Annotated in this window: 16 protein-coding genes; 4 read left to right on the forward strand and 12 right to left on the reverse strand. The window is 70.2% G+C overall.

The genetic code is table 11. The features are described from left to right. Positions 1 to 27: 27 nt before the first annotated feature. The 3 genes from ACYSUO_RS30570 to ACYSUO_RS30580 form a co-directional block, all read right to left on the reverse strand. On the reverse strand, positions 28 to 198 hold the full coding sequence (locus ACYSUO_RS30570) for a DUF2568 domain-containing protein (RefSeq protein ID WP_461779449.1): 171 nt from the start codon (positions 196 to 198) through the stop codon (positions 28 to 30). Positions 199 to 382: 184 nt separating this feature from the next. Next, positions 383 to 3,022 (reverse strand): cellulose binding domain-containing protein, encoded by a 2,640-nt coding sequence (locus ACYSUO_RS30575; protein WP_461779450.1) that lies wholly within the window; start codon positions 3,020 to 3,022, stop codon positions 383 to 385. 107 nt (positions 3,023 to 3,129) lie between these two features. Further along, the gene (locus ACYSUO_RS30580; protein ID WP_461779451.1) at positions 3,130 to 6,042 is read right to left on the reverse strand and encodes a glycoside hydrolase family 48 protein; all 2,913 of its coding nucleotides are present in this window, start codon (positions 6,040 to 6,042) and stop codon (positions 3,130 to 3,132) included. A gap of 273 nt (positions 6,043 to 6,315) precedes the next feature. Here ACYSUO_RS30580 and ACYSUO_RS30585 point away from each other — a divergent pair, with 273 nt between their 5' ends. The 3 genes from ACYSUO_RS30585 (at position 6,316) to ACYSUO_RS30595 (ending at position 10,603) form a co-directional block, all read left to right on the forward strand. Continuing rightward, positions 6,316 to 7,794 (forward strand): cellulose binding domain-containing protein, encoded by a 1,479-nt coding sequence (locus ACYSUO_RS30585; protein WP_461779452.1) that lies wholly within the window; start codon positions 6,316 to 6,318, stop codon positions 7,792 to 7,794. A gap of 17 nt (positions 7,795 to 7,811) precedes the next feature. Continuing rightward, complete coding sequence (locus ACYSUO_RS30590) at positions 7,812 to 9,554, forward strand: glycoside hydrolase family 6 protein (RefSeq protein WP_461779453.1); 1,743 nt, start codon at positions 7,812 to 7,814, stop codon at positions 9,552 to 9,554. 119 nt (positions 9,555 to 9,673) lie between these two features. Next, positions 9,674 to 10,603 (forward strand): class I SAM-dependent methyltransferase, encoded by a 930-nt coding sequence (locus ACYSUO_RS30595; protein WP_461779454.1) that lies wholly within the window; start codon positions 9,674 to 9,676, stop codon positions 10,601 to 10,603. A gap of 54 nt (positions 10,604 to 10,657) precedes the next feature. Here the strand turns inward: ACYSUO_RS30595 and ACYSUO_RS30600 are convergent, their stop codons facing one another. From ACYSUO_RS30600 to ACYSUO_RS30625, 6 genes are all read right to left on the reverse strand, one after another. After that, positions 10,658 to 11,449 (reverse strand): aldo/keto reductase, encoded by a 792-nt coding sequence (locus ACYSUO_RS30600; protein WP_461779484.1) that lies wholly within the window; start codon positions 11,447 to 11,449, stop codon positions 10,658 to 10,660. Positions 11,450 to 11,603: 154 nt separating this feature from the next. Beyond that, a complete protein-coding gene (locus ACYSUO_RS30605) occupies positions 11,604 to 12,359 on the reverse strand; it encodes an ABC transporter ATP-binding protein (protein ID WP_461779455.1) in 756 nt (251 codons plus the stop codon). Continuing rightward, positions 12,356 to 15,025 carry an ABC transporter permease subunit gene (locus ACYSUO_RS30610; protein WP_461779456.1) on the reverse strand — a complete coding sequence of 890 codons (2,670 nt, stop codon included), beginning with the start codon at positions 15,023 to 15,025 and terminating at the stop codon, positions 12,356 to 12,358. The genes ACYSUO_RS30605 and ACYSUO_RS30610 overlap by 4 nt, the downstream gene beginning before the upstream one ends. Before the next feature lie 41 nt (positions 15,026 to 15,066). After that, entirely contained in the window at positions 15,067 to 16,329 is a 1,263-nt protein-coding gene (locus ACYSUO_RS30615; RefSeq protein WP_461779457.1) for an ABC transporter substrate-binding protein, read from the reverse strand. Positions 16,330 to 16,490: 161 nt separating this feature from the next. Further along, a complete protein-coding gene (locus ACYSUO_RS30620; RefSeq protein ID WP_461779458.1) occupies positions 16,491 to 18,320 on the reverse strand; it encodes an AMP-dependent synthetase/ligase in 1,830 nt (609 codons plus the stop codon). A 293-nt stretch (positions 18,321 to 18,613) separates the two neighbouring features. Continuing rightward, complete coding sequence (locus ACYSUO_RS30625; protein WP_461779459.1) at positions 18,614 to 19,477, reverse strand: LysR substrate-binding domain-containing protein; 864 nt, start codon at positions 19,475 to 19,477, stop codon at positions 18,614 to 18,616. A gap of 125 nt (positions 19,478 to 19,602) precedes the next feature. On the opposite strand from ACYSUO_RS30625, the gene ACYSUO_RS30630 reads away from it, so the two are divergent. Beyond that, a complete protein-coding gene (locus ACYSUO_RS30630) occupies positions 19,603 to 20,664 on the forward strand; it encodes a bile acid:sodium symporter family protein (protein ID WP_461779460.1) in 1,062 nt (353 codons plus the stop codon). Here the strand turns inward: ACYSUO_RS30630 and ACYSUO_RS30635 are convergent. The 3 genes from ACYSUO_RS30635 to ACYSUO_RS30645 all read right to left on the reverse strand — a co-directional run bounded on the left by ACYSUO_RS30635 (position 20,597) and on the right by ACYSUO_RS30645 (position 24,996). After that, positions 20,597 to 21,790: a DUF4185 domain-containing protein gene (locus ACYSUO_RS30635; protein WP_461779461.1), complete on the reverse strand. Its 1,194-nt coding sequence runs from the start codon at positions 21,788 to 21,790 to the stop codon at positions 20,597 to 20,599. The two genes, ACYSUO_RS30630 and ACYSUO_RS30635, sit on opposite strands and share 68 nt — an antisense overlap. A gap of 186 nt (positions 21,791 to 21,976) precedes the next feature. After that, positions 21,977 to 23,464, reverse strand: a complete 1,488-nt coding sequence (locus tag ACYSUO_RS30640; RefSeq protein ID WP_461779462.1) for an APC family permease — start codon at positions 23,462 to 23,464, stop codon at positions 21,977 to 21,979. A 44-nt stretch (positions 23,465 to 23,508) separates the two neighbouring features. Continuing rightward, a complete protein-coding gene (locus ACYSUO_RS30645; protein WP_461779463.1) occupies positions 23,509 to 24,996 on the reverse strand; it encodes an aminotransferase class I/II-fold pyridoxal phosphate-dependent enzyme in 1,488 nt (495 codons plus the stop codon). Positions 24,997 to 25,077: the final 81 nt, after the last annotated feature.

A 25,077-nucleotide genomic window follows, 5' to 3' on the forward strand; every position in this document is an offset into this window, starting at 1 on the left:
CGCCGGACGGCCGGCGCGCCGTGTGGCTCAGTGGCGCAGCAGCCACACCACCCGGTCCCACGCCAGCAGGTGGTAGACGACGAGCACGCCGGCGAGAGTGATCGCCGCCGCGCGTGATCCGGCCGCGTACAAGGCGGCCGCGCCGCCGAAGAAGACGGCCAGTTCCAGCAGGAGACGCAGCGGCCCGGGGGTCACCACGACGGTGTCCCCGGGCTCGCGGTGCGGTTCGTACTGGAACTGCTGGTGCTGGTGTGCTTCGGGATCTGGGCGTGGGGGCTCACGTCAGGGGCGCTGAGATTCATCCTCGCGAGCGAGAGCGTACGGGGCCCGTGCCGATGGTGGCACGGGCCCCGGTGGTGCGCTCGCGTTGCTGTGACGCCGTTCAGTTCACCGCACAGCTCTGCCCGCCCAGCTTGAACGCCGTGGGCCTGGTGTTCGCCGTTCCGTCGCGGGAGCCCGTGAAGCCGAAGGCGGCCGAACTGCCGGGCGCCACCTTCCCGTTCCAGTCGACGTTCTTCACCGTCACCGACGTGCCCGACTGGGAGACCTGCGCGTTCCAGGCCTGGGACACCTTCTGGCCGTCCGCGAAGGACCAGCCGAGCGACCAGCCGTTCCAGGCCGACGTGCCCGTGTTCGTCAGTGTCACGTCCGCCTGGAAGCCGCCCGACCACTCGTTGGTGACTTTGTACGTGACCGAGCAGGTGCCCGAGGGGTCGGGGTCGGGGCCCGTGGCGCCGGCCGTGTCGCCGTAGATGACACCACGGCCGTTCGTCGACACGTACACGCGGCCGTACACCCGCGGGTCACCCGTAATCGCCGCGCCCGTCCAACCCCACTGGTGGGCATCGTCGTTGACGCGGGTCCATGACACTCCCGCGTCCGTCGAGCGGAAGATGCCGCGTACGCCGCCGATCTTCGCGCTCGCGTACAGCGTCTGGTACGTCGCGCCGGGCGCCGCCTTGCCGAAGCCGATGGTGTCCGCCTGCTCGACGCCCGACACCTTGGTGAACGTGGCGCCGCCGTCCTTCGAGTGCCACAGGCCGTACGCGCCCTTCGTCGAGCCGCCGGCCAACCAGATGTCACCCTTCGTGCCGGGAACTGCCTTGAAGCGCACGGGGCCGTCGGTGGGGAGGCCGGTCGACGCCTTCGCCGTGAAGGTCGCTCCGCCGTCCGAACTGGCGTAGAACGTACCGGACTTGAAGGCGTAGAAGACCGAGGGGTCCTTGCGGTCCGACTCGACCGTCGCGCCCGCGGGGACCCCGCTCGACGCCGTCCACGACGACCCCGTCCCTGTCTGCACGCCCGCGCCGTCCGGGCTCCACACATACCGGGACCCGTCCGCGGACACCGCCACCGTGCCGCCGCCCGTGACACCCGACGGATCGGCGCCCGCCGCGTGCCAGTTGGCGCCGTTGTCGTTCGAGAGCGCGACGTGCGCACCCGAGTCGACGTTGCCGGCGCGCACCACCACGTCCGGCTTGGACTCGGCGAAGTCCAGGCTCGTCGACGACGTGAAGTTGGGGGAGGTGAACATCATCGACGGGACCTTCGTCAGGTCCGTGTGCCGGAAGCCGCCGATGTCACCGAGTGCGCTCAGGAGCGGGGCGCCGGTCGGCGGGGAGGCGATGTCGTTGACTGCCGTCTCCTCAAGTCCCCTGACCATGGGGGTTATGGAGAACTTGCCGCCCGTGTCCCACTCTCCGAGGTCCTCGGTTCCGTAGATCGTCGCGCCCGTCCCGTACATCATCCGGTCCGAGTCGAACGGGTCGATCTCCAGCGCCTCGGTCATCCAGCCCAGCTTCGGGGACTGCTCGGGAGGGGCGGGATTCGCGCCCCAGCTCAGCCACGGCACGGACGACACGTCCATGGTGTAGCGGTTCTCGCGGGTGGGGGACGAGGAGTAGTCCCACGCCTTCGTCCAGGTGCCGCCGCTGTCCGTGGAGCGGAAGATCATGGTGTCCGGCCACCAGGAGCTGTAGCCGGACACCATGACGGTGCCGGGGTGCTGCCGGTCGAGCGTCAGGCCGCTGTAGCCGAAGAAGGTGTCCGCCTCCGCCGCCGGGCTGATGTTCTTCCAGTCGCCGGTCTTCGTCGCGTACCGCCACACCTGGCCCTTGCCGCCGTCGTACGGGCCGCCGGTGTCGCTGTACGCCACGTACAGGTAGCCGTTCTCGGCGTCGAGGACGCTCTTGTGCGGGAGGTATCCGGTGGGCTGGCCGGCCACCCGCTCCCAGGTCGCGCCCGCGTCCGTCGACCGGTAGACGGAGTTCTCCTTGTCGGCGACCCCGACGTAGAGCGTCTTCGTACGGCCGGTCCCGGTGCCCGTCGACTCGTCGAACGTCACCCACGCCACGCCCTGGTTGTCCGACGAGTAGCCGGAGGTGTCGGACGGGTCCGCCGCGTAGTTTCCGGGGTTCGGGAAGGCCGTGACCTGCGACCACGTCACGCCCGCGTCCGTGGAGCGCCACAGGCCCTTGCCGCTGGGCGCGCCCAGGTAGAGCACCTTGTTGTCGTGCGGGTCGATCGCGAGGCGCTCACCCATGCCACGGCCCGGCATGTTGCCGCCGAGCTTGAAGGGGAGGTCGGCCTTCTTCCACGTCGCGCCCCGGTCGGCGGAGCGCAGGATGGCGCCGTTGCCGGGATCCCAGTCGTTCGTGTACGTCCCGACGGCCGCGTACACCTTGTCCGGGTCGACGGAGTCGGTGGCGAGCGAGGCGACGCCGGTGTGTCCCCAGTCGTCCCAGCCGACCGAATCGAGCAGTGGTGTCCAGGACTTGGTCCCTTGCTCCCAGCGGTAGGCGCCGCCGATGTCGGTGCGGGCGTACGCGAGGTTCTTCTCGCTGCGGTTGAAGACGATGCCGGGGACGAAGCCGCCGCCGTCTATCCGGGCGTTCTTCCAGGTGTACGTGTCAGCGGCGACGGCCGCCTTCGGCTCGGCCGCCTGGGCCGCCGGAGGTGTCAACAGGCCTGCTGCCAGGATGAGTACGGCCGCCGCGAGCAGCCGGGTGCGTGGTCTTCGCATAAAGGTTCCAGGGGGTGGGTCGGAAACAGGGGTGCGGGCCGGGCGGCCCTCGGGGAGGAGGAGACCGCCCGGCCCGGTGGTGACACGGAGCCGCCTTCAGCGGGGCGCTATTCCAGCAGCTCCGCGTAGGAACCCATGGCGAGCGCGATGTCCGCCTGGGCCCAGAACCGGTGGTACGTGAACGTGGGTGCCGCGCCGCCCGCCAAGTAGCCCTCGATCTTGGACCAGTTGGGGTCGTCCTTGTAGAAGGAGCGCAGCGACGCGAACGTCGACGACGAGTCGATCTTGTCGCCGTTCGGCATCGTGCCCGTCCAGCCGCTCGGCACGTACACCGAGTCGTTGAAGCGGCTGTAGTCGGCGCGCGTCTCGGGCACCGCGACGCCGAGCGCGTCCTGGTTGTGCTCCCACATGCCGTCGAGCAGCGCCTTCGCCGTCGACTTCGCCTCCGCGTCGCCGGACTTGTCGGCGTAGTACGTCAGCGTCTTCGCGTACGCCGCCGCCACGCCCACGTCGTTCGTGTAGTCGGCGACCGTGACGTGAAGTCCCGCGTTGGTGGCGGGACTTGAGGCGTTCCAGGTCTCCGGCTTGCCCGACCACTTGAGCGTGGAGGGGATGCGGAACGAGCCGTCGGGGTTGACGGTCGTCTCGGACAGGGCCCAGTCGACCCACTTGTCCAGGACCACCTTCGCGTCGGCGTCACCCGTCTGCTGGTAGTACTCGGCCACCCGCTCCATCGACCACGCCTGGAAGCCGAACCACTGGTTCGACGGCGGGTCGTGGTAGACCGGCGCCTCTTCGTACGCCATGCCGTAGAAGGTGGGTGTGCCGGACGGCGGTGTGCCGTAGCTGCCGCCCCAGCTGTTCGTGGCGCCACCCGCGATGGCGCCCTCGTCCGACTGCAGCCAGCGGTAGAACTCCAGCTGCCGGTCGAGCGACTTGGCCCAATCCGCTTGCCCCGTCGCCGACTTGGGCTTCAGGTCGGCGTGCGAGGAGAGGGCGTACGCGGCGAGCGGGTTCTGGTAGCCGCCGTGCGTGTGGCTGGAGCCGATCCGCCAGGACCAGCCCGCCGAGGTGTCGACGGCGCCGCCCCACGCGTAGTACCAGGACATCAGGTAGTGCGAGGAGTCCTTGCCGGAACCGGCCGGGCAGCTCGTCGAGGTGCAGTCGCCCACCTTCTTGAAGTACTTGTCGTACATCGAATAGCGCAGGTAGTCGCCCATCTTCGCGGCCTTGCCGACCGTGCCGGACACCTCGGAGCCCTTGCCCTGCTCCTTGGCCCAGATGTCCGCCCAGTACGCGGCCTGCACGGCCCGCGCGTCGGCGTCCGGGGCGTTGGTGAACTTCCACTGCTTGGCGTACGAGGAGTCGCCGGTGAACAGGTCCAAGTACCCGTTCTTTCCGCCGTACTTGAAGGCGTCGCACGTCGGCTGCGGCACCGTCTCCCACACCGACTCCTGCGCGCCGCGCTGGAACGTGTTGATGTAGGACGGGCCTGTCGCGGTCGGACCCGCCTCGCACTTCCCGGGCTCGTTGCCGTACCCGTAGACGTTGTCGACGTCCTGCAGCCAGTGCATGCCGTAGATGTCGTCCGTGCCGTACGCGCTCTTCAGCTCGGCCGCGATCGGGTCGGAGCCGACGGAGACCGACGGGTCCAGCTTGGCCGGGTACTGCGAGGGCAGATCGTGTTCGGGGGCGTACGTCGCGGGCTTGGACGCGTTGTAGGAGGAGTTCGTCGGCTGGTCCGCGTGCGTCGGGATCATGTACTTCTCCATGATCTCCCACGCGCCGTTGAACTTGGTCCAGTCGCCGCTCACCTTCCCGTACATGGCCTGGAGCCACAGGAGGTACGAGTACGCCTCCGACGTCGTCTCGTGGCCGTGGTCGGGCGCCTCGACGATCAGTGTCTCGACCGAGTGGTACGGGATGCCCTCCGGAGAGAAGTAGCCGTTCGCCGGGTTGGTGATCTTGCCGTAGAGGTCGAGGAAGCGGGCGTCGTACGCCTTGGACGCGGCCAGCTGGGTCACTGTGACCTCGGCCTTGGTGTGTCCTGCCGCGGTGGCCGTGAACGTGGCGGCGCCGGTGCCGGAGGAGTCGGCGGCCACCGTCACCTTCTGCGCCGTGTTCCAGTTCGACGGCGTGAACGTGAGGCTTCCGCCCGACGACACCGACAGGCCCGTGTTGCCGCTCGTGCGGGACACGGCGACGGTGGTGTTCGACGTCGGCTGCGTCGACAGCTTCACGTCGAACGTGCCCGACTTGCCCTGCTGGACGCCCAGTTGGGACGGGCTCGCGACCACGGCGGCGCCCGCCGCGACCGTGATGCCGACCGGGGTCGACTCGCCGGTGGCGCCCTTGCTGTCGGTCGCCTTCGCGTACAGGGAGTGCGATCCGGCCTTGAGGTCGTCGGTCTCCAGGGCGTACGGCGCGGTGGTGTCGGTGCCGATCAGCGTCGTGTCGTCGTAGAACTCGACCTTCTCGACGCCCGCCCCGTCGGCCGCGGCGGCGGTCGCCGCGAGCGGGACCGCGTCACCGGCCGTGTAGACCGCGCCCGCCTTGGGGCTGGTGAGCACCGTGATCGGCGGCTGATGGGCGCCCACGCACGCGGTGCCGTTGATCGCGAAATTGGTGGGCGCTGAATTCGAGCCACTGTAGGAGAATTGCGCGCCGGTGGAAGTGGCGGCGCCGGCCGCAATTCTTCCGTTGTGCCCGGCGTCCTTCACGGTGATGTTCTTGCCGGACTGCGACCAGACGCCGTTCCAGCCGTTCGAGAGCTTCTGGTCACCGGTGTACGCGTAGGTCAGGGTCCAGCCGTCGATCGCCGCGGAGCCGCGGTTGGTGATCGTCAGGTCGGCCGTGAAGCCGGCGCCCCAGTCGTTCGTCCTGTAGTCGACGCTGCACTCAACTCCCGCTGCCTGGGCGGTGGTTGGGAGTGCAGCGAGGGTGGCCATCGGTAACGCGAGGGCTGCCATGGCGACGGTGCAGCGCCGCCGGGTCAGTCTCTTGCCCGGTCTCTTTCGCATGGGGGTCCTCCTGGTGCGGCTCGACAAGCTGTGAACCAGTGGGAGCGCTCCCAAGGATGCGGAAGGGGTAATTGGCGGTCAAGAGGGTTGAGGAGTCGAATAAATTCGACAGTGGAAATCCGGAACTCGTCTGTTGCTTGACGGCAGTTCCTTCTCTAAAGTCGCCCAGCAACCAGTGGGAGCGAATCCGTCAGTCGACGCGACGGCCTTGGCCGTCCGTGTCCGAGCTGCAAGGACTCGCTCATGCGACACCCCCCGCACAGAGCATTACTCATGGCGTGCGCCGTCTCGGCGGCCACGCTGATCCCCCTGACCGGCGCCGCCCCCGCGGTCGCCGCCGCCCCCGCCTGTACGGTCGAGTACTCCGTCACCGGGCAGTGGGGCGACGGCTTCCAGGGAGCCGTCAAGGTCACCAACAACGGCGCGGCGAGGGACAGTTGGAGCCTGTCCTTCGACTTCGCCGACGGCCAGAAGGTCACCCAGGGCTGGAGCGCCAAGTGGGCCCAGTCCGGCAAGACCGTGACCGCGAGCAACGAGACATGGAACGGTGCGCTCGCCTCGGGCGCGTCCGTCTCCGCCGGCTTCGTCGGCTCGTGGTCGGGCGCCAACACCGTGCCCACGGCGTTCAAGCTGAACGGTGTCACCTGCAACGAGGACACCACGGGACCGACCGACCCGACCGATCCCACCGATCCGACCGATCCGACCGACCCCACGGACCCGCCCGGGCCCGACACCGGCGCCCCCGCCCTGAAGGCCGACGGCAACAAGCTCGTCGACGCCTCCGGTGCCACCCGCCGGATCCTCGGTGTGAACCGCTCCGGCGCCGAGTTCATGTGCGTACAGGGCTACGGAATCTTCGACGGCCCCGTCGACGACGCGGCGATCAAGGCGATCGCCGACTGGAAGTCCAACGCCGTCCGCATCCCGCTCAACGAGGAGTGCTGGCTCGGCCTCGACAACATCAAACCCGAGTACGGAGGAGCGAACTACCAGTCCGCCATCAAGCAGTTGGTCGAGCGCGTCAAGGCCAACGGCATGACGCCGATCCTGGAGATGCACTGGTCGTACGGCCAGTACACCGGCAACTCGGCGGGCTGCTCCGACGTCCACGCCAGCTGCCAGAAGCCGATGCCGGACGCCAAGTACGCGCCCAGCTTCTGGTCGTCGGTCGCCAGCACCTTCAAGGCGCAGCCGGAGGTCGTCCTCGACCTGTTCAACGAGCCGTATCCGGACCGCGCCACCTCCACCCTGACCGAGGCCTGGGCCTGCTGGAAGGACGGCGGCACCTGCCCCGGCATCGGCTACGAGGTCGCCGGCATGCAGGACCTGGTGGACGCCGTGCGCGCGGCGGGCGCCCCGAACCTGATCCTGGCGGGCGGCCTCGCGTACTCCAACGACCTGCGGCAGTGGCTCGCCCACAAGCCGTCGGACCCGGCCGGAAATCTCGCCGCGGCCTGGCACGTCTACAACTTCAACACCTGTTCCAGTGAGGCCTGTTGGGACGAGCAGCTCGCGCCCGTCGCCGCGCAGGTCCCGCTGGTGGCGGGGGAGATCGGCGAGAACACCTGCTCCCACGCCTTCATCGACCGGGTCATGAAGTGGTTCGACGACCGCAAGCAGTCGTACCTCGGCTGGACCTGGAACACCTGGGACTGCTCCTCCGGTCCCTCGCTGATCAGCGACTACGACGGCACGCCGACCAACTTCGGGGTCGGCCTGCGCGACCACCTGAAAGCCGTCAACAACTGAAAGGGACATCGCACACCATGAGCCGTACTCTCAGACCCGGATCGCGGGCCGGCACCGCCGCCCTCGCCGCCCTCGTCCTCACCGGCACCGCCTGTGTGGGCGCCGCCGTCACCCTGCCCGCGTCCGCCGCGGCCCCCGCCTGCACCGTCGACTACAAGGTGCAGAACGACTGGGGCAGTGGCTTCACCACCGCCGTCTCCGTGACCAACAACGGTGCAGCGGTGAGCAGTTGGAACCTCACCTGGTCCTACGCCGGCAACCAGAAGGTCGGCTCCGGCTGGAACGCCGACATCTCCCAGTCCGGTTCCGCCGTCACCGCCAAGAACGTCTCGTACAACGGCGGCCTCGCCTCCGGTGGCTCCGCCTCCTTCGGCTTCAACGCCACGTACAGCGGCAGCAACGCCCTGCCGGCCACGTTCAAGCTGAACGGTGTCACCTGCAACGAGGACACCACGGGCCCGACCGACCCGACCGATCCCACGGACCCGACCGACCCGACCGAGCCCGGTGATCGCGTCGACAACCCGTACGACGGCGCCAAGGTGTACGTGAACCCGGAGTGGTCCGCGAAGGCCAAGGCGGAGCCGGGCGGCGACAAGATCGCCAACCAGCCGACCGGAGTCTGGCTCGACCGGATCGCCGCCATCGAGGGCGTCGGCGACGGCATGGGCCTGCGCGACCACCTCGACGCGGCGCTCGCCCAGAAGGGCAGCGGCGAGGAGGTCGTCCAGCTCGTCATCTACGACCTGCCGGGCCGCGACTGCGCCGCGCTCGCCTCCAACGGAGAGCTCGGCCCGACGGAGATCGACAAGTACAAGTCGGACTTCATCGACCCGATCGCGAAGATCCTCGCCGACCCGAAGTACGCGGGCCTGCGCATCGCCACCACGATCGAGATCGACTCGCTGCCCAACCTCGTCACCAACGTCTCCGGCCGCCCCACGGCCACGCCCAACTGTGACGTGATGAAGGCGAACGGCAACTACCAGAAGGGCGTCGGCTACGCCCTCGACAAGCTCGGTGACATCGACAACGTCTACAACTACATCGACGCGGGCCACCATGGCTGGCTCGGCTGGGACGACAACTTCGGCGCCTCCGCCGAACTGTTCAAGTCGACCGCGAGCAGCAACGGCGCCCAGCTCTCCGACGTCACGGGCTTCATCGTGAACACCGCCAACTACAGCGCCCTGAAGGAGGAGAACTTCAAGATCGACGACTCGGTCAACGGGACGTCCGTGCGCCAGTCGAAGTGGGTGGACTGGAACCGGTACACCGACGAGCTGTCGTACGCGCAGGCCATGCGCGAGAAGCTGGTCTCGCTCGGCTTCGACCAGAAGCTCGGCATGCTGATCGACACCTCCCGCAACGGCTGGGGCGGCACGGCGCGGCCGACCGGTCCCGGCGCCAAGACCTCCGTGGACACGTACGTGGACGGTGGCCGCTACGACCGCCGCATCCATCTCGGCAACTGGTGCAACCAGAGTGGGGCGGGCCTCGGCGAGCGGCCGCAGGCCAACCCGGCGACCGGGATCGACGCCTACGTGTGGATGAAGCCGCCGGGCGAGTCCGACGGGTCGAGCAAGGCCATCGACAACGACGAGGGCAAGGGCTTCGACCGCATGTGCGACCCGACGTACACCGGCAACCCGCGGAACAACAACAACCTGTCCGGCGCGCTGCCGAACGCACCGGTGTCCGGGCACTGGTTCTCCGCACAGTTCCAGGAGCTCATGAAGAACGCCCACCCGGCGCTGTAGCCCGGCTGCCGTAACCGGAAAATTGCCGACTCGGCAACGTGGCTTGCCCGCCCGTATGTCGTCCGCGCACCCTGAGGGCGACGGACGACATACGGGCACGAAGGGCGGCGACACCCGACATGGCACACGGCCACCACCAGCACGAAGAGCACGGTCAGCACCAGCACGGGCAGCACGGCGGGCACGGTCACCACGACCACACGGACATCGACTGGGCCGACATGATCCCCATGCTGGAGCGCAACGCCTCCGTGTACGAGCCGCTCTACACGCAAGCCCTCTCCTGGCTGCGCGCCTCCCGCCCCGCCGGCACCGGCACCGGCCTGATCGTCGACGCGGGCGCGGGCCCCGGGGCCGTCTCGCTGCACCTCGCCGAGGCCTTCCCCGAGGCCCGCGTCATCGCGGCCGACCCGGAGGAGAAGCTCCTCGCCCGCGCCACGGAGCGGTTCGCGCAGCACGGGATCGCCGAGCGCACGGGCACGCTGCGCGTCGAACTCCCGGACAACATCGACGAGTTGCCGTCCGCCGACCTCATCTGGGCCGCCCGCTCCCTGCACCACGTGGGCGACCAGCGGGCCGCGGTCGCCGCGCTCGCGGGGCGGCTGGCGCCCGGCGGCACCCTCGCGCTCGTCGAGGGCGGCCTGCCGCAGCGCTGCCTGCCGCGCGACTTCGGCCTCGGCAGGCCCGGCCTGCAAGCGCGGGCCGACGCCATCGAGGAGGAGTGGTTCGGCGACATGCGCGCGAAGCTCCCCGGCGCCAAGCAGGACACGGAGAACTGGACGGAGCTGCTGACCGACGCGGGACTGACGAACGCCGTCAGCCGCACCTTCCTGCTCGACCTGCCCGCGCCCCTGTCGGGCGAGGCCCGCGAGACCGTCATCGACCTGTGGAAGCGCCGGCTGGATGTGTTCGCCGAGGCGCTCCCTGCGGAAGACATCGCCACGATGGAGCGGCTGATGGACCCGAAGGACCCGCAGGGCCTGTACCGCCGCGACGACCTCTTCCTGCTGACCGCGCACACCGTGCACACGGCGGTCAAGGAGGCCTGACGCCCGTACGCGAAAGGGGCCCGGAGCGTACTCCGGGCCCCTTTCAGGCATGTGTCACGCCACGTCGAACGTCGCCGGGTCCGGGCCGAGCCGCCGGTCCTCGTTGAGCGCGGAGATCGCGCCGAGGTCCTCGGTGTCGAGCTCGAAGCCGAACACGTCGATGTTCTCCTTGATCCGCGACGGCGTCACGGACTTCGGGATCACCACGTTGCCCAGCTGGACGTGCCAGCGCAGCACGACCTGCGCGGGCGTACGGCCGTGCTTCTGCGCGATCGCGATGATGGCCGGGACCTCCAGGAGGCCCTTGCCCTGGCCGAGCGGCGACCAGGCCTCGGTCGCGATGCCCAGCTCGGCGTGCCGCTCGCGGGACGCGCGCTGCTGGAGGTGCGGGTGCAGCTCGATCTGGTTGACGGCCGGGATCACGGAGGTCTCGGCGGTCAGCTCGTCCAGGTGCTCCGGCAGGAAGTTCGAGACGCCGATGGACTTGGCGCGCCCGTCGGCCTGGATCTTCTCGAAGGCCTTGTACGTGTCCACGGCCAGGCCCTTGGACGGCAGCGGCCAGTGGATCAGGTACAGGTCGACGTAGTCGAGACCCAGCTTCTCCAGCGAGGTGTCGAAGGCGCGCAGCGTGGAGTCGTAGCCCTGGTCGGCGTTCCACAGCTTCGTCGTGACGAACAGCTCCTCGCGGGGGACGCCGGACGCGGCGATGGCCTTGCCGGTGCCCTCCTCGTTGCCGTAGATCGCGGCGGTGTCGATGCTGCGGTACCCGGCCTCCAGAGCCGTCGTGACGGCCGTCTCGGCCTCGTCGTCCGGCACCTGCCACACGCCGAAGCCGAGCTGCGGCATCTCGACGCCGTTGTTCAGGATGATCGGGGGAACCTTGCTCACGAGGTGTCGATCCTTTTTCGTCCGGTGATGGGTGGCACTGCACAATGCGGTACCCCCATGGTCAACGATCACGGGCGTACGCGCATTCCTGTGGGTGACACCAGCATGACAGTCAGGTATGAGCGCTTTGCGCCGGGGGCTGTGACCCCAGGTACGCCTCGCGTACCCGTGTGTCCGCCCGAATCACCTCGGGGGTCCCTTCCGCGAGCACGGAGCCCAGGTCGAGCACCACGACCCGTGAGCACAGCTCCATCACGAAGGCCACGTTGTGCTCGACGAGCAGCACCGCGCAGCCGTCCCCGGCGAGGCGCCGCACCGTCGCCGCGAGCAGCTCGCGCTCCTGTGCCGTCATGCCGGACGCGGGCTCGTCGAGCAGCAGCACGCGCGGCCGGTCGGCGGCGGCCCGCGCCAGCTCCAGCATCCGGGCCCGGCCGACCGGCAGCGTCCCCGCGTACGTACCGGAGAGTCCGTCGAGGCCGCAGTCGTGCAGCAGGCCGCGGGAGCGGTCCGGATCGGCGCCGCCGCGCCGCCACTCCTGCGCGACCAGCAGATTGTCCGCGACCGTGAGCTGCCCGAACAGCTGCTGGCGCTGGAACGTGCGGCGCATCCCGTGGCGCGCCCGCCAGACGGGGGAGCGGCGGGTGATGTCGGCGCCGTCGAGCAGCACCCGGCCGGCGTCGGGCCTGCGGATCCCGGAGACGACGTCGAAGAGCGTCGTCTTGCCCGCGCCGTTCGGCCCGATGAGCCCGCACACCTCACCGGGCGCGAGGCGCAGGTCCACCCCGTCGAGGGCCCGTACGCCGCCGAAGCGCACGCCGACGTCCTCGGCCTCCAGTACGTAGGTGTCGCTTACGTGGGTGTCGCTCATGACCGGGCCTCCTCCGTGCTGGTCGCCGCGATGCCGAGGTACGCCTCCGTGAGCCGCTCGGCCTCCACCTTCTCGCGCGGCCCGCACCACGTGACGCGGCCCTGCGCGAGGTACGCCACGGTGTCCGCGACGCCGAGGATCTCCGACGCCTTCTCCTCGACGAGCAGCAACCCCGTTCCCGCGTCGCGGAGTTCGGCGAGCAGCCGGTACACCTCGTCGGCGACGCGCGGCGCGAGGCCGAGCGACGGTTCGTCGGCGATGAGGACGCGGGGCGGCCGGTGCAGCAGGGCGGCCAGCGCCAGGAGCTGCTGTTCGCCGCCGGAGAGCGAGCCCGCGGTGACGTCGCGCCGCGCGGCGAGCCCGGTGAACCGCTCGTAGACCGCCAACCGGTCTGTGGGGTCGGGGAGTTGGAGTGCGAGGTTCTCGTCGACGGTGAGGGACGGGAAGATGCCGCGTCCCTCCGGTGCGAGCACCACCCCGGCCCGCGCCCGGCGGACCGCGCTCTGGCGGCCCGCCGCGTCCCCGGCGACGTACACCTCGCCCTGGATCGGTGTCATGAGGCCCGCCGCGACCTTGCAGGTCGTCGACTTTCCGGCGCCGTTGGGGCCGAGGAGCGCCACGATCTCGCCGGGGCGGACGGTGAGGTCGACGCCCTGGAGGACGCGGGCGCCGTCGTATCCGGCCTGTACGCCCGCGAGTTGGAGCGCGGCATCGGGGTCGGGGGCCGATGCCGGAGCCTCGTCGACGACCTGCGTCGTGGCGGTCCTCCGGCGGTGGCGGCGGGCCGGGATCGCCGCGCAGTAGCCGTCGGGGTCATTGGCGAGCGCGAGGCCCGCGAGGCCGAAGAGGATCACCGGGAGCTGTACCGACTCGGTCAGGTAGTCGCTGATGAGATGCGGGACGACAGCGAACGTCAGACCCGCGATCACCGCGAACTGCGGCCGCCGCACACCCGCAGCGACCACCACGGCGAGCCAGATCAGCCCGGTCATCGCCGTGAAGTCGGTCGCGGTGATACGGGTGTTGTACGACGCGTACATCACGCCGCCGAACCCGGCGAGCCCCGCCGAGATTGTGAACAGCAGCAGCTTCGTGCGGATCACGGAGACGCCGGACGCCATCGCCGCGGCCGGCGCCGAGCGCACGGCGAGCATCGCCCGTCCGGCCCGCGAGTTCCGCAGCGCACTCAGCCCGGCCACGGCCGCCGTGCACAGGACGACCATGGCCACGCCCATCGCCCGGTCGTCGCCGAGGTCGACGGGGCCCGCGACTGCACGGGGGATCTCCCAGCCGGTGTCGCCGTTCCTCAACCAGCCGAGCTGGAACAGGACTTGGTCCGCGAGGAAGGCGAGCGCGAGCGTGGCGAGGGCGAGCGAGCGGCCGCCGAGCCGCAGCGCGGGCAGTGCCACGAGCGCGCCGAGCAGCGCGGCCGCGCACGTCCCGGCGAGCGCCGCCCAGATGAACGGCACCCCGTGGCTCATCAGCAGGCCCGCGACGAGCGCTGCGCCCGTCACGAACGCGGCCTGCGCCAGCGACACCATCGCGCCGAGCCCGGTGACGACGGTGAACGACAGGAACACCAGGGAGATCGCGAGCCCTTGGGCGAGGATCCCGCTCCAGAACGGCGTCGTCACCGTGTAGAAGGCGACCGCCATCAGCACGGCCGCCGCCGCCCACGGCCCCCAGCGCCGCAGCCACGGCCGCCCCGCCAGATAGTCCACAGGCGGCGCGTCGCTCGCCACCGTGCCCGCCGTGCGCTGCCGCCGCGTGAGCAGCAGCAGCCCGGCGAACAGGATCAGGAACGGCACCGCCGTACGGAACCCGGTGATCTTCTCGGCGAACGTGGCGTACCCCGCGACCAGGTTCTGGAGCACCCCGAGCCCGAGTCCGCCCGCGAAGGCCAGCGGGATCGACATGAAGCGGCCGAGCACGGCGGCCGTCGCCGACACGAACAGGAACAGTGTGAAGTCGTGCGAGGAGAGCCCGAGCAGGGGAGTGGCCAGCACACCGGCGAGCCCCGCGAGCACCGAGGACAGCATCCACGCCACCGAGGAGAGCCGGTCCGCGCTGATCCCGCGCAGCTCGACGAGCGAGCGGTTGTCGACGGCCGCCCGCAGCTTGAGCCCAAGTGCCGTGTGGCGCAGGAGAATCCAGAGCCCGAGCGCGACGACGGCGGTCGTCACCCACGTGATCAGCTGATCGGAGTCGATGCCGACGCCGTCCATCAACTGCCAGTTCTTCGCCGGACTCGGCCCGACTCCGGGAAGCCCGAACTGGTTCTCCGCCGGCTTGACCGGCGCGCCCGCGTCCTCCAGCAACTCGACGACCCACAGGCCGAGCGCGGGCAGCGCGACGAGCAGCCCGATCGTCGCCACGATCTGCGCGGTCTCGCCGACCCGCGCCAGTTTTCTGAACATCATCCGGTCGAGTCCCCAGCCCAGCAGGGGAGCCGCGACGAGCACGAGCAGCAGCGCCGTCGGCACGGCGGGCCAGCCGAAGCCGGAGTGCAGCTCGTAGAAGGCGAGCGCGCAGAGGTAAGCGGTGGCGCCGTGCGCGAAGTTGAAGAGACCGGAGGCCGAGTAGGAGAGCACGAGCCCCGTGGCGAGCAGCGCGTACAGCGCACCCGACACGAGCCCGCTCAGCACGAAGGCAAGAAGATCCGTCACGTGAACACCCCGTCCCGTACGGCAGGTTGAAGGGGAGTGGCCTACTTGAAGGGGATCGGCGGATAGCACTTGAACGCGGACGACACCCGGTACGCCCCGTCCTTGAGCTGCGCGAGCGCCCCGCAGCCGAACGACTCGGTGCGCCCGCGCGGCAGCGCCCGGTCACCGACGAGCGTCCCGGTGTCCGAGAAGCCGTTCGCCGCCTTCTGGAACGACGCGGCGGTCAGGTTCTTGCCCGCCTTCTTCGCGATGGCGAGGAACAGGTCGGCGCTCATGTAGCCCGTCATCATGTGCATGTTGAGGGGGATCTCCTTGCCCCCGGACGCCTTCTCGATGTCGGCCTTGAACTGCTTCATCTCGGGCGTCGATGCCTCGAACGGCTCGAAGGACAGCAGCACGTGCACCCCGTCGAGCGCCTGCTTCGTCGCCTTCTTGGCGAGAAGCCCGGGGTCGTAGTCCGTCGGGTCGGTGAGCACGCCCTTGTACCCGGTGCGCTTGACCGCCGTGAACAGGCCGATGTTGTACGGCGTCTGCATCACGGAGACGACCACGTCCGGCGCCTTCCCGCCGTCGCTGCGCAGCAGTTCCTTCGTGTACGCCGACCAGTCGCTCGGCACCGCGGTCGCCGGCACGGTCGCCTTCGCGTACGACACCTTGTAGCCGGCCGACTTGAAGGACTGCTTGTACGTGCGGATGGCGAAGGTGCCCGCGTCGTTGTCGTTGGCGAGGATCGCGACGGTCTTCCCCTCCGCGCCGCCCGTGACCTTCTTCAGCCCCTCCGGCCAGGTCTGCGAGATGGTGCCGCCCGGCATCGGCACCATGCAGCCGCCGTAGCCGTAGATGTACGTCGGGCCGCAGAACGAGGGGAGCGTGCCCCAGCCGAACGTCGGCACCTTCTGCTTCTGCAGGAAGTCCGCCCCGGAGAACGTCACCGAACTCATCGGCGAGATCGCGAACACCTTGTCCTGCTGCACGAGTTTGCGGGCCGCGGCGAGGTTCTTCGCGGGGTCTTGGCCGTCGTCCTCCGCGCCCAGGTAGTCGATCGTGCGGCCGTTCACGCCGCCCTCGGCGTTGGCCCGGTCGAAGCGGGCCTTCGCGCCGAGGTCGGTGTCCTTCTTGCTGTAGCCGCTCGACGTCGTCATGGAGACGATGCCGCCCACCTTGATGCTGTCTTCGGTCACACCTCGGACCGAACTCCCTTGCCCACCCGCGGAGTTGTTCCCGCTGTTGGCGGTGGAGTTGCAGGCGGTGGCGAGCAGGAGTGCCGCCACGGTGGCGGTGATGGCGCGGATCGGTCGCGACACGGTCGGTCCCCCTCCGTCGGAATGAGGGTGATTCTGTGTCCGACCTGACGAACCGTCAATAACTGACGCCTAATCAGCCCCGCCGGCGTTTGAGGCGCGGGGTCCGGGGCGGAGCCCCGTGAGTGCAACCCCGCCGGGGCGTGATTCGGGTCGACCAGCGGTCACAGCGTCCCGTACAGCGCGTCGACCTCCGCCGCATACGCCTGCTCGATCGCCTTGCGCTTCAGCTTCAGGGACGGCGTGAGCAGCCCGTGCTCCTCGGTGAACTGGTGCGCGAGGATCCGGAACGTACGGATCGACTCGGCCTGCGAGACCAGCGTGTTGGCCGCCACCACCGCGCGCCGCACCTCCGTCTCCAGGTCCGGATCGCGCACCAGGTCCGCCGGGGACATCGACTGCTTGCCGCGCATGCCGAGCCAGTGGTCGACGGCCTCGTTGTCGAGCGTCACGAGCGCCGCGATGTACGGGCGGTCGTTGCCGACGACCAGGCACTGCGCGATCAGCGGGTGGTCGCGCACCCGCTCCTCCAGCTGCTGCGGCGAGACGCTCTTGCCGCCGGAGGTCACGAGGATCTCCTTCTTGCGGCCCGTGATGGTGAGATAGCCGTCCTCGTCGAGGGAGCCCAGGTCACCGGTGGCGAGCCAGCCGTCGTACAGGGAGGAGTCGGTGGACTTCGGGTCGTTGAGGTAGCCCTGGAAGATGTTGCCGCCGTAGATCCACACCTCGCCGTCGTCGGCGATGTGCACGCTGGAGCCGGGGATCGCCTGGCCGACCGTGCCGTAGCGGGTCTGCTCGGGCGGGTTCGCGGTCGCGGCTGCCGTCGACTCGGTGAGGCCGTACCCCTCGAAGATGGAGACGCCCGCGCCCTCGAAGAACAGACCGAGCTTGCGGTCCATGCCGGAGCCGCCGGAGAACGCGTGCCGCACCCGGCCGCCCATCGCCGCGCGCACCTTGGAGTAGACGAGCTTGTCGAAGACGGAGTGCTGCATGCGCAGCGAGGCGGAGGGGCCCGGGCCCGTGCCGAATGCTTTCGCCTCCTGCGCGTCCGCGTACTTCACGGCGCACTCGATGGCCTTCTCGAACGGACCGGACTTGCCGTCGTTCTCGGCCTTCCTGCGGGCCGCGTTGAACACCTTCTCGAAGATGTACGGCACGGCGAGGATGAAGGTCGGCTTGAACGACTGAAGGTCGGGCATGAGCGCGGACGCCCGCAGTTCCGGCTGGTGGGCCAGCTTCACGCCGCCGCGTATCGCCGCGACCTCCACCATGCGCCCGAAGACGTGGGCGAGCGGCAGGAAGAGCAGGGTGGCCGGCGTGCGGTCGCGCTTGGAGGAGAACACCGGCTCCCAGTACGCGACAACGGTGTCGGCCTCGTACATGAAGTTGCCGTGCGAGATCACACAGCCCTTGGGGCGGCCCGTGGTGCCGGACGTGTAGATGATCGTGGCCGTCGACTCGGGGGTGATCGCACGGCGGTGCCGGTGCACCGTCTCGTCGTCGATGTGGGTGCCGGACGCGGTGATCTCGTCGACGGCGCCGCCGTCGAGCTGCCACAGGCGGTGCAGATGGGGCAGCCGCCCTATGACCGTGGCGACGGTCATCGCGTGGTCCTCGTGCTCCACGATCGCCGCCGACACCTCGGCGTCGTACAGCATCCAGAAGACCTGCTCGGCCGAGGACGTCGGGTAGATGGGGACGACCTGGGCGCCGATGGTCCACAGCGCGAAGTCGAACAGCGTCCACTCGTAACGGGTGCGCGACATGATCGCGACCCGGTCGCCGAACCGGATGCCCTGCGCGAGCAGCCCCTTGGAGAGGGCCATCACCTCGTCACAGAACTGGGCAGCGGTGACGTCCTGCCACTTGTCGTGCCGGTCCTTACGGGCCAGGGCTATATGTCCCGGTGTGTCCAGGGCATGGTCGAACACGGCGTCGGCCAGGCCGCCGACCAGCGGCGCCGACGCCACAGGGGGGTTGGTGAACTCACGCAAAGTTGCTCCTTGTGGCGCTCCGCACAGCGTCGGTGACGGTACCCGACCTGGGGCTCCGGCGGGAGTGCCTGCAACGAGCAGAAGGTGCGCGGAATTTGCACAGGTCAGACGTTTATAACGGGCCACAACGGGTGGAGCTGGGCAGAATACTTACGCGACAGTAAGTTTCGGGAGCGTAATCTCCCGGCCCTCTTCACGGGCCTCCATTGGATCTGTGCAAAGAGGTCACCGTCGACCGGCATCCGTGTTTTTAGACGGAGTAGTCGGTTCCGGTGGACGGTACCACTGCCGTGTTAACGCGCACTGCGATGCAGCCGGTCCCCGCCCGCCAGGATCGCCTGCGCGAGCGCCCGCGCGGGCTCGCTCTCGTCCCGGGTCGCGCTGCGCACCACGAAGTCGACCTCGCCCAGCTCCGGAAGGCCCACCCGGTCCGGCACCCGCACGAGGCCCGGCGGAATGAGGCCGCGCGAGTGGGCCATCACGCCGAGCCCGGCCCGCGCCGCCGCGACGAGGCCGTTCAGTGAGCCGCTCGTGCAGGCGATCCGCCACGCCCGCCCGTGCCGCTCCAGCGCCTCGAGGGCCAGGGCGCGCGAGATCCCCGGCGGCGGGTAGACGATCAGCGGGACGGGCCGGTCCTGGTCGATACGGAGCCGCTCCGAGCCGATCCACACCAGTTGGTCGTGCCACACCGACTCGCCGCGCGGATCCTCGGGGCGCCGCTTCGCGAGCACCAGATCCAGCTTCCCCGCGTCCAGCTGCGCGTGCAGCGTCCCCGACAGCTCGACCGTCAACTCCAGATCCACCTCGGGGTGTTCGGCCCGGAACGACTCCAGGATCTCGGGAAGCCGGGTCACCACGAAGTCCTCCGAGGCGCCGAACCTGAGCCGGCCGCGCAGCCGCGTCCCCGTGAAGAACGACGCCGCCTGCTCGTGCACCTCCAGAATCCGCCGGGCGAATCCGAGCATCGCCTCGCCGTCCTCCGTCAGCTCCACGGAGTGCGTGTCCCGCGTGAACAGGGTGCGCCCGGTCGCGTCCTCCAGGCGCCGCACATGCTGGCTCACCGTCGATTGCCGCAGGCCGAGGCGGCGCGCGGCCTGAGTGAAGCTCAGCGTCTGCGCGACGGCGAGCAGGGTCCTGAGCTGTCCGGGGTCGTACATGCCACGAACCGTACCCCCGCTCATCACGCGACGCGATCACAGTCAGAGCGGTATGCAGGATTCCCGATCACGGCCCGGAGGTGGACGATGGAGAGGGCACGACCTGAACCGAGAGCAAGGAACCAATGAAACGCCTGACCTGGCCGAGCTGGATGCCGATCGACCCGTACATCCTGGCGTTGATCGCGACAGTGGGCCTCGCCGCACTGCTCCCGGCCCGAGGGGCCGCCGCCGACGTCGCGTCCGGCGCCTCCACGGCAGCCGTCGCCTTCCTCTTCTTCCTCTACGGGGCGCGCCTGTCGACCCGTGAGGCGATGGACGGACTGCGCCACTGGCGGCTCCACGTCACCGTCCTCGCCTGTACGTTCGTGCTGTTCCCGCTGCTCGGCCTCGCGGCCCGCGGCCTGGTCCCGGTACTGCTGCCGCAGAACCTCTTCGAGGGCCTGCTCTTCCTCACCCTCGTCCCGTCGACGATCCAGTCGTCGATCGCGTTCACCTCGATCGCGCGCGGCAACGTCCCGGCGGCGATCTGCGCGGGCTCCTTCTCGTCGCTCGCCGGCATCGTCCTCACCCCGCTGCTCGCGGCGGCGCTGCTCGGCAGCAGCGGCGGCGGCTTCTCCGCCGACTCGCTCCTCAAGATCGTGCTGCAGCTGCTCGTGCCGTTCCTCGCGGGCCAGTTGCTGCGCCGCTGGGTCGGCGGCTTCATCACCCGCCACAAGAAGATCCTCGGCTACGTCGACCGCGGCTCGATCCTGCTCGTCGTCTACACCGCGTTCAGCGAGGGCATGGTGCAGGGCATCTGGCACCAGGTCAGCGCGGTCCGCCTTGCCGGACTCCTGGTCGTGGAGGCGGTGCTGCTCGCGATCATGCTGCTGGTCACCTGGTACGGCGCGAAGGCCCTCGGCTTCAACCGCGCGGACCGTGTCGCCATCCAGTTCGCGGGCTCGAAGAAGTCCCTCGCCTCGGGACTCCCCATGGCGAGCGTGCTGTTCGGCGCGCACGCCTCGCTCGCCGTGCTGCCGCTGATGCTCTTCCACCAGATGCAGCTGATGGTGTGCGCGGTGATCGCGAAGCGCCGCTCGAAGGACCCGGAGGAGACCACCGGGCAGGAGCAGTCGGTCAGTTCTTCAGAGGGCCGAGCCGAAGAGACACGAACCGCGGTCGGTACAGCGACACGTTCCGGTTGAGTTCGGCCTGCGCGGCGGCGGGCGCGGCGTCCAGCCAGTTCACGTCATAGCTCAGGACGAGCCGGCCGCCGCCGCTCAGCGCCGGGTGCGCCTGCGGGTTGTACGCCGCCGTGCGCGAGGGCGTCGCACCGTCGCGGGCGTCGCGGGGGAGCGGCGGCGTGAAGGCCTTCGCGGGACCGTGCCAGGGCCCGGTGGGCGAACAGGCCCAGTACGAGGTGACCTTCGTCAGCCCCTCCGCGCCCGCCGCCGTCGTGAACAGGACGTACGTGTCCGCGTCCCGCACCACCGTGAAGGCGGTGCCCACGCCGCGCCGCTTGTCGTCGCCGAGGATCGGCGCGGCTCGCGTGCCCCACCGCTCGCCGTCCCAGTACCGCCACGCCTCGGGGGAGCCGAGGCGGCCGACCGGCACCCGCGCCACGTATGCGCGATGCACGGCCTTCTCGCCGTCGTCGGCGCCGAAGACATAGGTCCAGCCCTGGTGGTCCACGGCCGTCGTCCCGTACAGGACGCGCCGCGCCGGATCCCCTATCTGCCGCTGGTCGAGGACCTGGGTGATGCCTTCGAGCCGGAGGTCGGGCAGCGACAGGGTGGCCACCTCGGTCGCGTTCGGCACCCCGTAGACGTACGGTCCCGCGCCCTTCGCCCGCGTCCACAGCAACACCCGTACGACCTTCTTGCCACCGCTCTCCTCGACGCGCGCCGCGACCGGCCAGCGCCACTCACCGGCGGCCGTGTCCGGGAACAGCGGCGCCGCGATCGTCCGGTCGAGACGTCCCGAACCGTCCGTCACCACCGCGGAGTTGCGGACGAAGGGTGCATCGGCGGTCCGCCAGGGATGTGACTGCCCTGCCGGGTTCGGGGGGCGGTTCACGGCGCCCAGATACGTGTCGGAGAACAGCCACAGCAGCCGCCCGTCCGGCAACCGCACGGAGTGCGTGCCGTCGCCGCCGGTCCAGTCGTCGACCCGCTCGGCATCGTCACCGTAGCGGGCGAACTCGCCGGTGAGCCGGGTGTCCGCGGACCACGAGGCGACGCCACGGGGCGCGCAACGCTCGTCGCCCTCCCGGTCGGGGCGGGCGACGAGCGTGATCAGTACGAGGACGAGGGCGGCGAGCAGGGCGAGCAACGGCCCTCGTCGGCCGCGCCTCGCCGTCCGTGATTCCCGCTGACCCCGCACGCGGGCCGACGTTAACGCCCTCGGCGTTGTTGGTCTACCGGGGCCCCAGCGACGGGTGGGCAAATCCAGCCCCGCCGGCGTTTGAGGCGCGGGGTCCGGGGCGGAGCCCCGCGGCGTCAACCCCGCGGAGCCGATTCACGAGCCCGTCCGCGACGCCACGTCGACCGCTTCCGAGGCGGCCGGCCGCGCCGCCCCACCGAGCCGCGAATGATGCCGCCCATACCGGAGGTACAGCACCGCGGCCCCCGCCAACCACACCGCGAACAACACATACGTCGACAGATGCAGCCCGTACAACAGATACGCACACGCCCCGAGGCTCAGCAACGGCGTCACCGGATACCCCGGCACCCGGAACCCCCGCGGCAGCGCCGGCTGCGTGCGGCGCAGCACCATCACGCCCACCGACACGACGGCGAACGCCACGAGCGTGCCCATGCTGGTGAGATCGGCCAGCACGTCGAGCGGGACGAACGCGGCGAGCGCGGTGATGCCCGCGCACACCACGACCGTGTTGCGCACGGGCGTCCTGGTGCGCGGCGACACCTTCGCGAACAGCGGCGGGAGCAGCCCGTCGCGGCCCATCGAGTACAGGATGCGGGTCTGCCCGTAGATCGACACGAGCGTGACACTGAAGATCGAGACGACGGCGCCGCCCGCGAAGACGAGCGCCGGCCAGTGCGCGCCCGTGACATGTTCCAGGATCTGCGCGAGCCCGGCCTCCTGCCCGCTGAACGAGCGCCACGGCTGGGCGCCCAGCGCGGTCAGCGCGACCGCCAGGTACAGCGCGGTGACCACGCCGAGCGAGAGCAGGAGGGCCAGCGGCACCGTGCGCCGCGGATCGCGCACCTCCTCGCCGGCCGTGGAGATCGCGTCGAGTCCGATGAACGAGAAGAAGATCCCGGACGCCGCCGTGCCGACCCCGGCGATCCCCAGCGGCAGGAACGGGTGCAGCCGGTCCGCCTCGAACCCGGTCAGCGCCACCGCCACGAACAGCAGCAGGACGAGCACCTTCACGGCCACCATCACCGCGTTCACGGCCGCCGACTCGCGCGCCCCGCGCACCAGGAGCAGACAGCACAGGCCGACCAGGACCACGGCCGGCAGATTGATCAGTCCGCCGCTGCCGGGCGCCGCCGACAGGGCGTGCGGAAGGCGGACCCCGAACAGCAGGTCCGTGAACAGGTTCAGGTACTCGCCCCAGCTGACGGCGGTCGCCGAGGCCGCGACCCCGTACTCCAGGAGCAGACACGCGCCGACCGCGAAGGCGACGCCCTCGCCGAGCGTGGCGTACGCGTAGGAGTACGAGGATCCCGAGACCGGGATCGCGGACGCCAACTCGCAGTAGCAGAGCGCCGTGAGGCCCGCGGCGATCGCGACGACCACGAACGAGAGCAGCACGGCGGGGCCTGCCTGCGGCACCGAGGTGGTGAGCACGAAGAAGATGCCGGTACCGACGGTGCAGCTGATGCCGAGTGCGGCCAGCTGCCACAGGCCGATGGAGCGGTGCAGTTGGGCTCCGCCCCCGGTGTCGGTGGCGCTTTCGCCGCTCTCGGCGAGCAGGTCCGCGACCGGCTTCTTGCGCAGTGCGACGGAGAGCAGGGCTGGTCGGTCTGGGGCCACGGGCACATCCTTGGGCTCGGTGGAACGGACAGGGGGGGGGTGGGTCAGTCGGTGACGCGCAGACTGGTCACGTCCGGGTCCGGCGCCCCGCGCACATGGCCGCCGGGGGCCCGCGCGGTCTCCTGGAAGAAGGCGACGTGCTCGGCGGTGAGCACCTCGCCGGGCAGCACGTTCGGGATGCCCGGCGGATACGCGGCCAGGGTGTCGGCCGAGACACGTCCGACCGCCTCGGAGGCGGGCACGAGGCGGCTCGGCCCGAGGAACGCCTCGCGCACGGTGGCGCGGACGGGGCCGGGGTCGGGGTCGGGGAGGCGCAGGGCAGTCAACTTCCTTGCGGAATCGCCTAGTTGAGGCAACGCATGCAACGCCTCCACGAACCGTTCCGCGTCCGGCGTACTGCCCGCGCCGACGACCGCGACGATCGCGGAGGCGGTGGCGACCTCGACGTGGACGCGGTGCTCACGCAGCAGCCGTCGACGTGCCTCGTGCCCCGCGATGCCCCCGGCCCGCGTCCCGATGGCGACCCGCAGCGGATCCACGCCGACGACATCGGGGAACGCCCCGGTGAACTCGTCGCTCACGACCGGGAATCGGCCCTCCGCGCGGATCCGGTCACGGATCTTGTCGGCGCACTCCACGGACTCCAGGACCCGGCCCGGATCGGCCGCGAGGGACTGCCGGGCCAGGTCGAGCGAGGCGAGCAGCAGGGCCGATGCGCTGGTGGACTGCGTCAGGTGGAACACCCGCTGCACCAGTGGTTCGAGGACCGCGCGGAACGGTCCTTCGCCGAGGTGCAGCATCGCCGCCTGGGTCAGGCTGCCGGCCAGCTTGTGCGTGCTGGACACCACCAGGTCGGCGCCGAGCGACAGCGCGTTCGCCGGTACGGACGGGTGGAAGCCGAAGTGGCTGCCCCACGCCTCGTCGACGATCAGCGGCACCCCGGCCGCGTGCGCGACGTCGGAGAGCGCCCGCACATCGGCGCCGGCGCCGAAGTAGCTGGGCGTCACCACGTACGCGGCGGCCGCATCCGGCGCCTCGGCGAGCGCCCGCTCCAGGTCCGCCGCGGTCACCCCGTGCGCGATGCCCAGGCCGTGGTCGACCGATGGCTGCACGAAGTGCGCCCGCATCCCCGACAGGACGAGTGAGTCGACGACGCTGGAGTGGACGCTGCGCTGCACCACCAGCGTCTCGCCGAGGGCGCGCGCCACGAGCCCCGCGATCCGGTTGCCCTGGGAGGCGCCGCCCGTGAGGAACCAGGTCCGCGCGGCGCCCCAGGCGTCGGCGGCCAGGGCGAGCGCCTCGTCCATGGGGGTCGGCGCGGCGCCGAGGTCGAGTCCTTCGAGGAGTGGCGGGAAGTCCATCCGCAACACGTCCGCGCCGAAGGTGTCGGCGAGCTGCGGGAAGCGGTCGGGCTGTGCGGAGTGGCCCGGCACGTTCAGCCGCAGCCAGTCGTCGGCCGCGCTCTCGCGGACGGCGGTGGCGTAGGGCGCCCGGCCGTGGTCGTCAGGGTCGTAAGCCAGTTCTCGTGTCACGCCGCCGACCCTGGCAGTCGGGAACGATCAAGAGAACAGAAGAATTTCTTGTAAGGGGGCAGATTTCATCAATAACCTGTG

The sequence above is a fragment of the Streptomyces sp. UC4497 genome (genome assembly GCF_054871485.1).

Coding starts and splice junctions, on each gene's coding strand:
- ACYSUO_RS30595 (WP_461779454.1), top strand. CDS start 9,674: ATGGCACACGGCCACCACCAGCACGAAGAGCACGGTCAGCACCAGCAC.
- ACYSUO_RS30600 (WP_461779484.1), bottom strand. CDS start 11,449: ATGCCGCAGCTCGGCTTCGGCGTGTGGCAGGTGCCGGACGACGAGGCC.
- ACYSUO_RS30585 (WP_461779452.1), top strand. CDS start 6,316: ATGGCGTGCGCCGTCTCGGCGGCCACGCTGATCCCCCTGACCGGCGCC.
- ACYSUO_RS30605 (WP_461779455.1), bottom strand. CDS start 12,359: ATGAGCGACACCCACGTAAGCGACACCTACGTACTGGAGGCCGAGGAC.
- ACYSUO_RS30590 (WP_461779453.1), top strand. CDS start 7,812: ATGAGCCGTACTCTCAGACCCGGATCGCGGGCCGGCACCGCCGCCCTC.
- ACYSUO_RS30625 (WP_461779459.1), bottom strand. CDS start 19,477: ATGTACGACCCCGGACAGCTCAGGACCCTGCTCGCCGTCGCGCAGACG.
- ACYSUO_RS30575 (WP_461779450.1), bottom strand. CDS start 3,022: ATGCGAAGACCACGCACCCGGCTGCTCGCGGCGGCCGTACTCATCCTG.
- ACYSUO_RS30580 (WP_461779451.1), bottom strand. CDS start 6,042: ATGCGAAAGAGACCGGGCAAGAGACTGACCCGGCGGCGCTGCACCGTC.
- ACYSUO_RS30630 (WP_461779460.1), top strand. CDS start 19,603: ATGAAACGCCTGACCTGGCCGAGCTGGATGCCGATCGACCCGTACATC.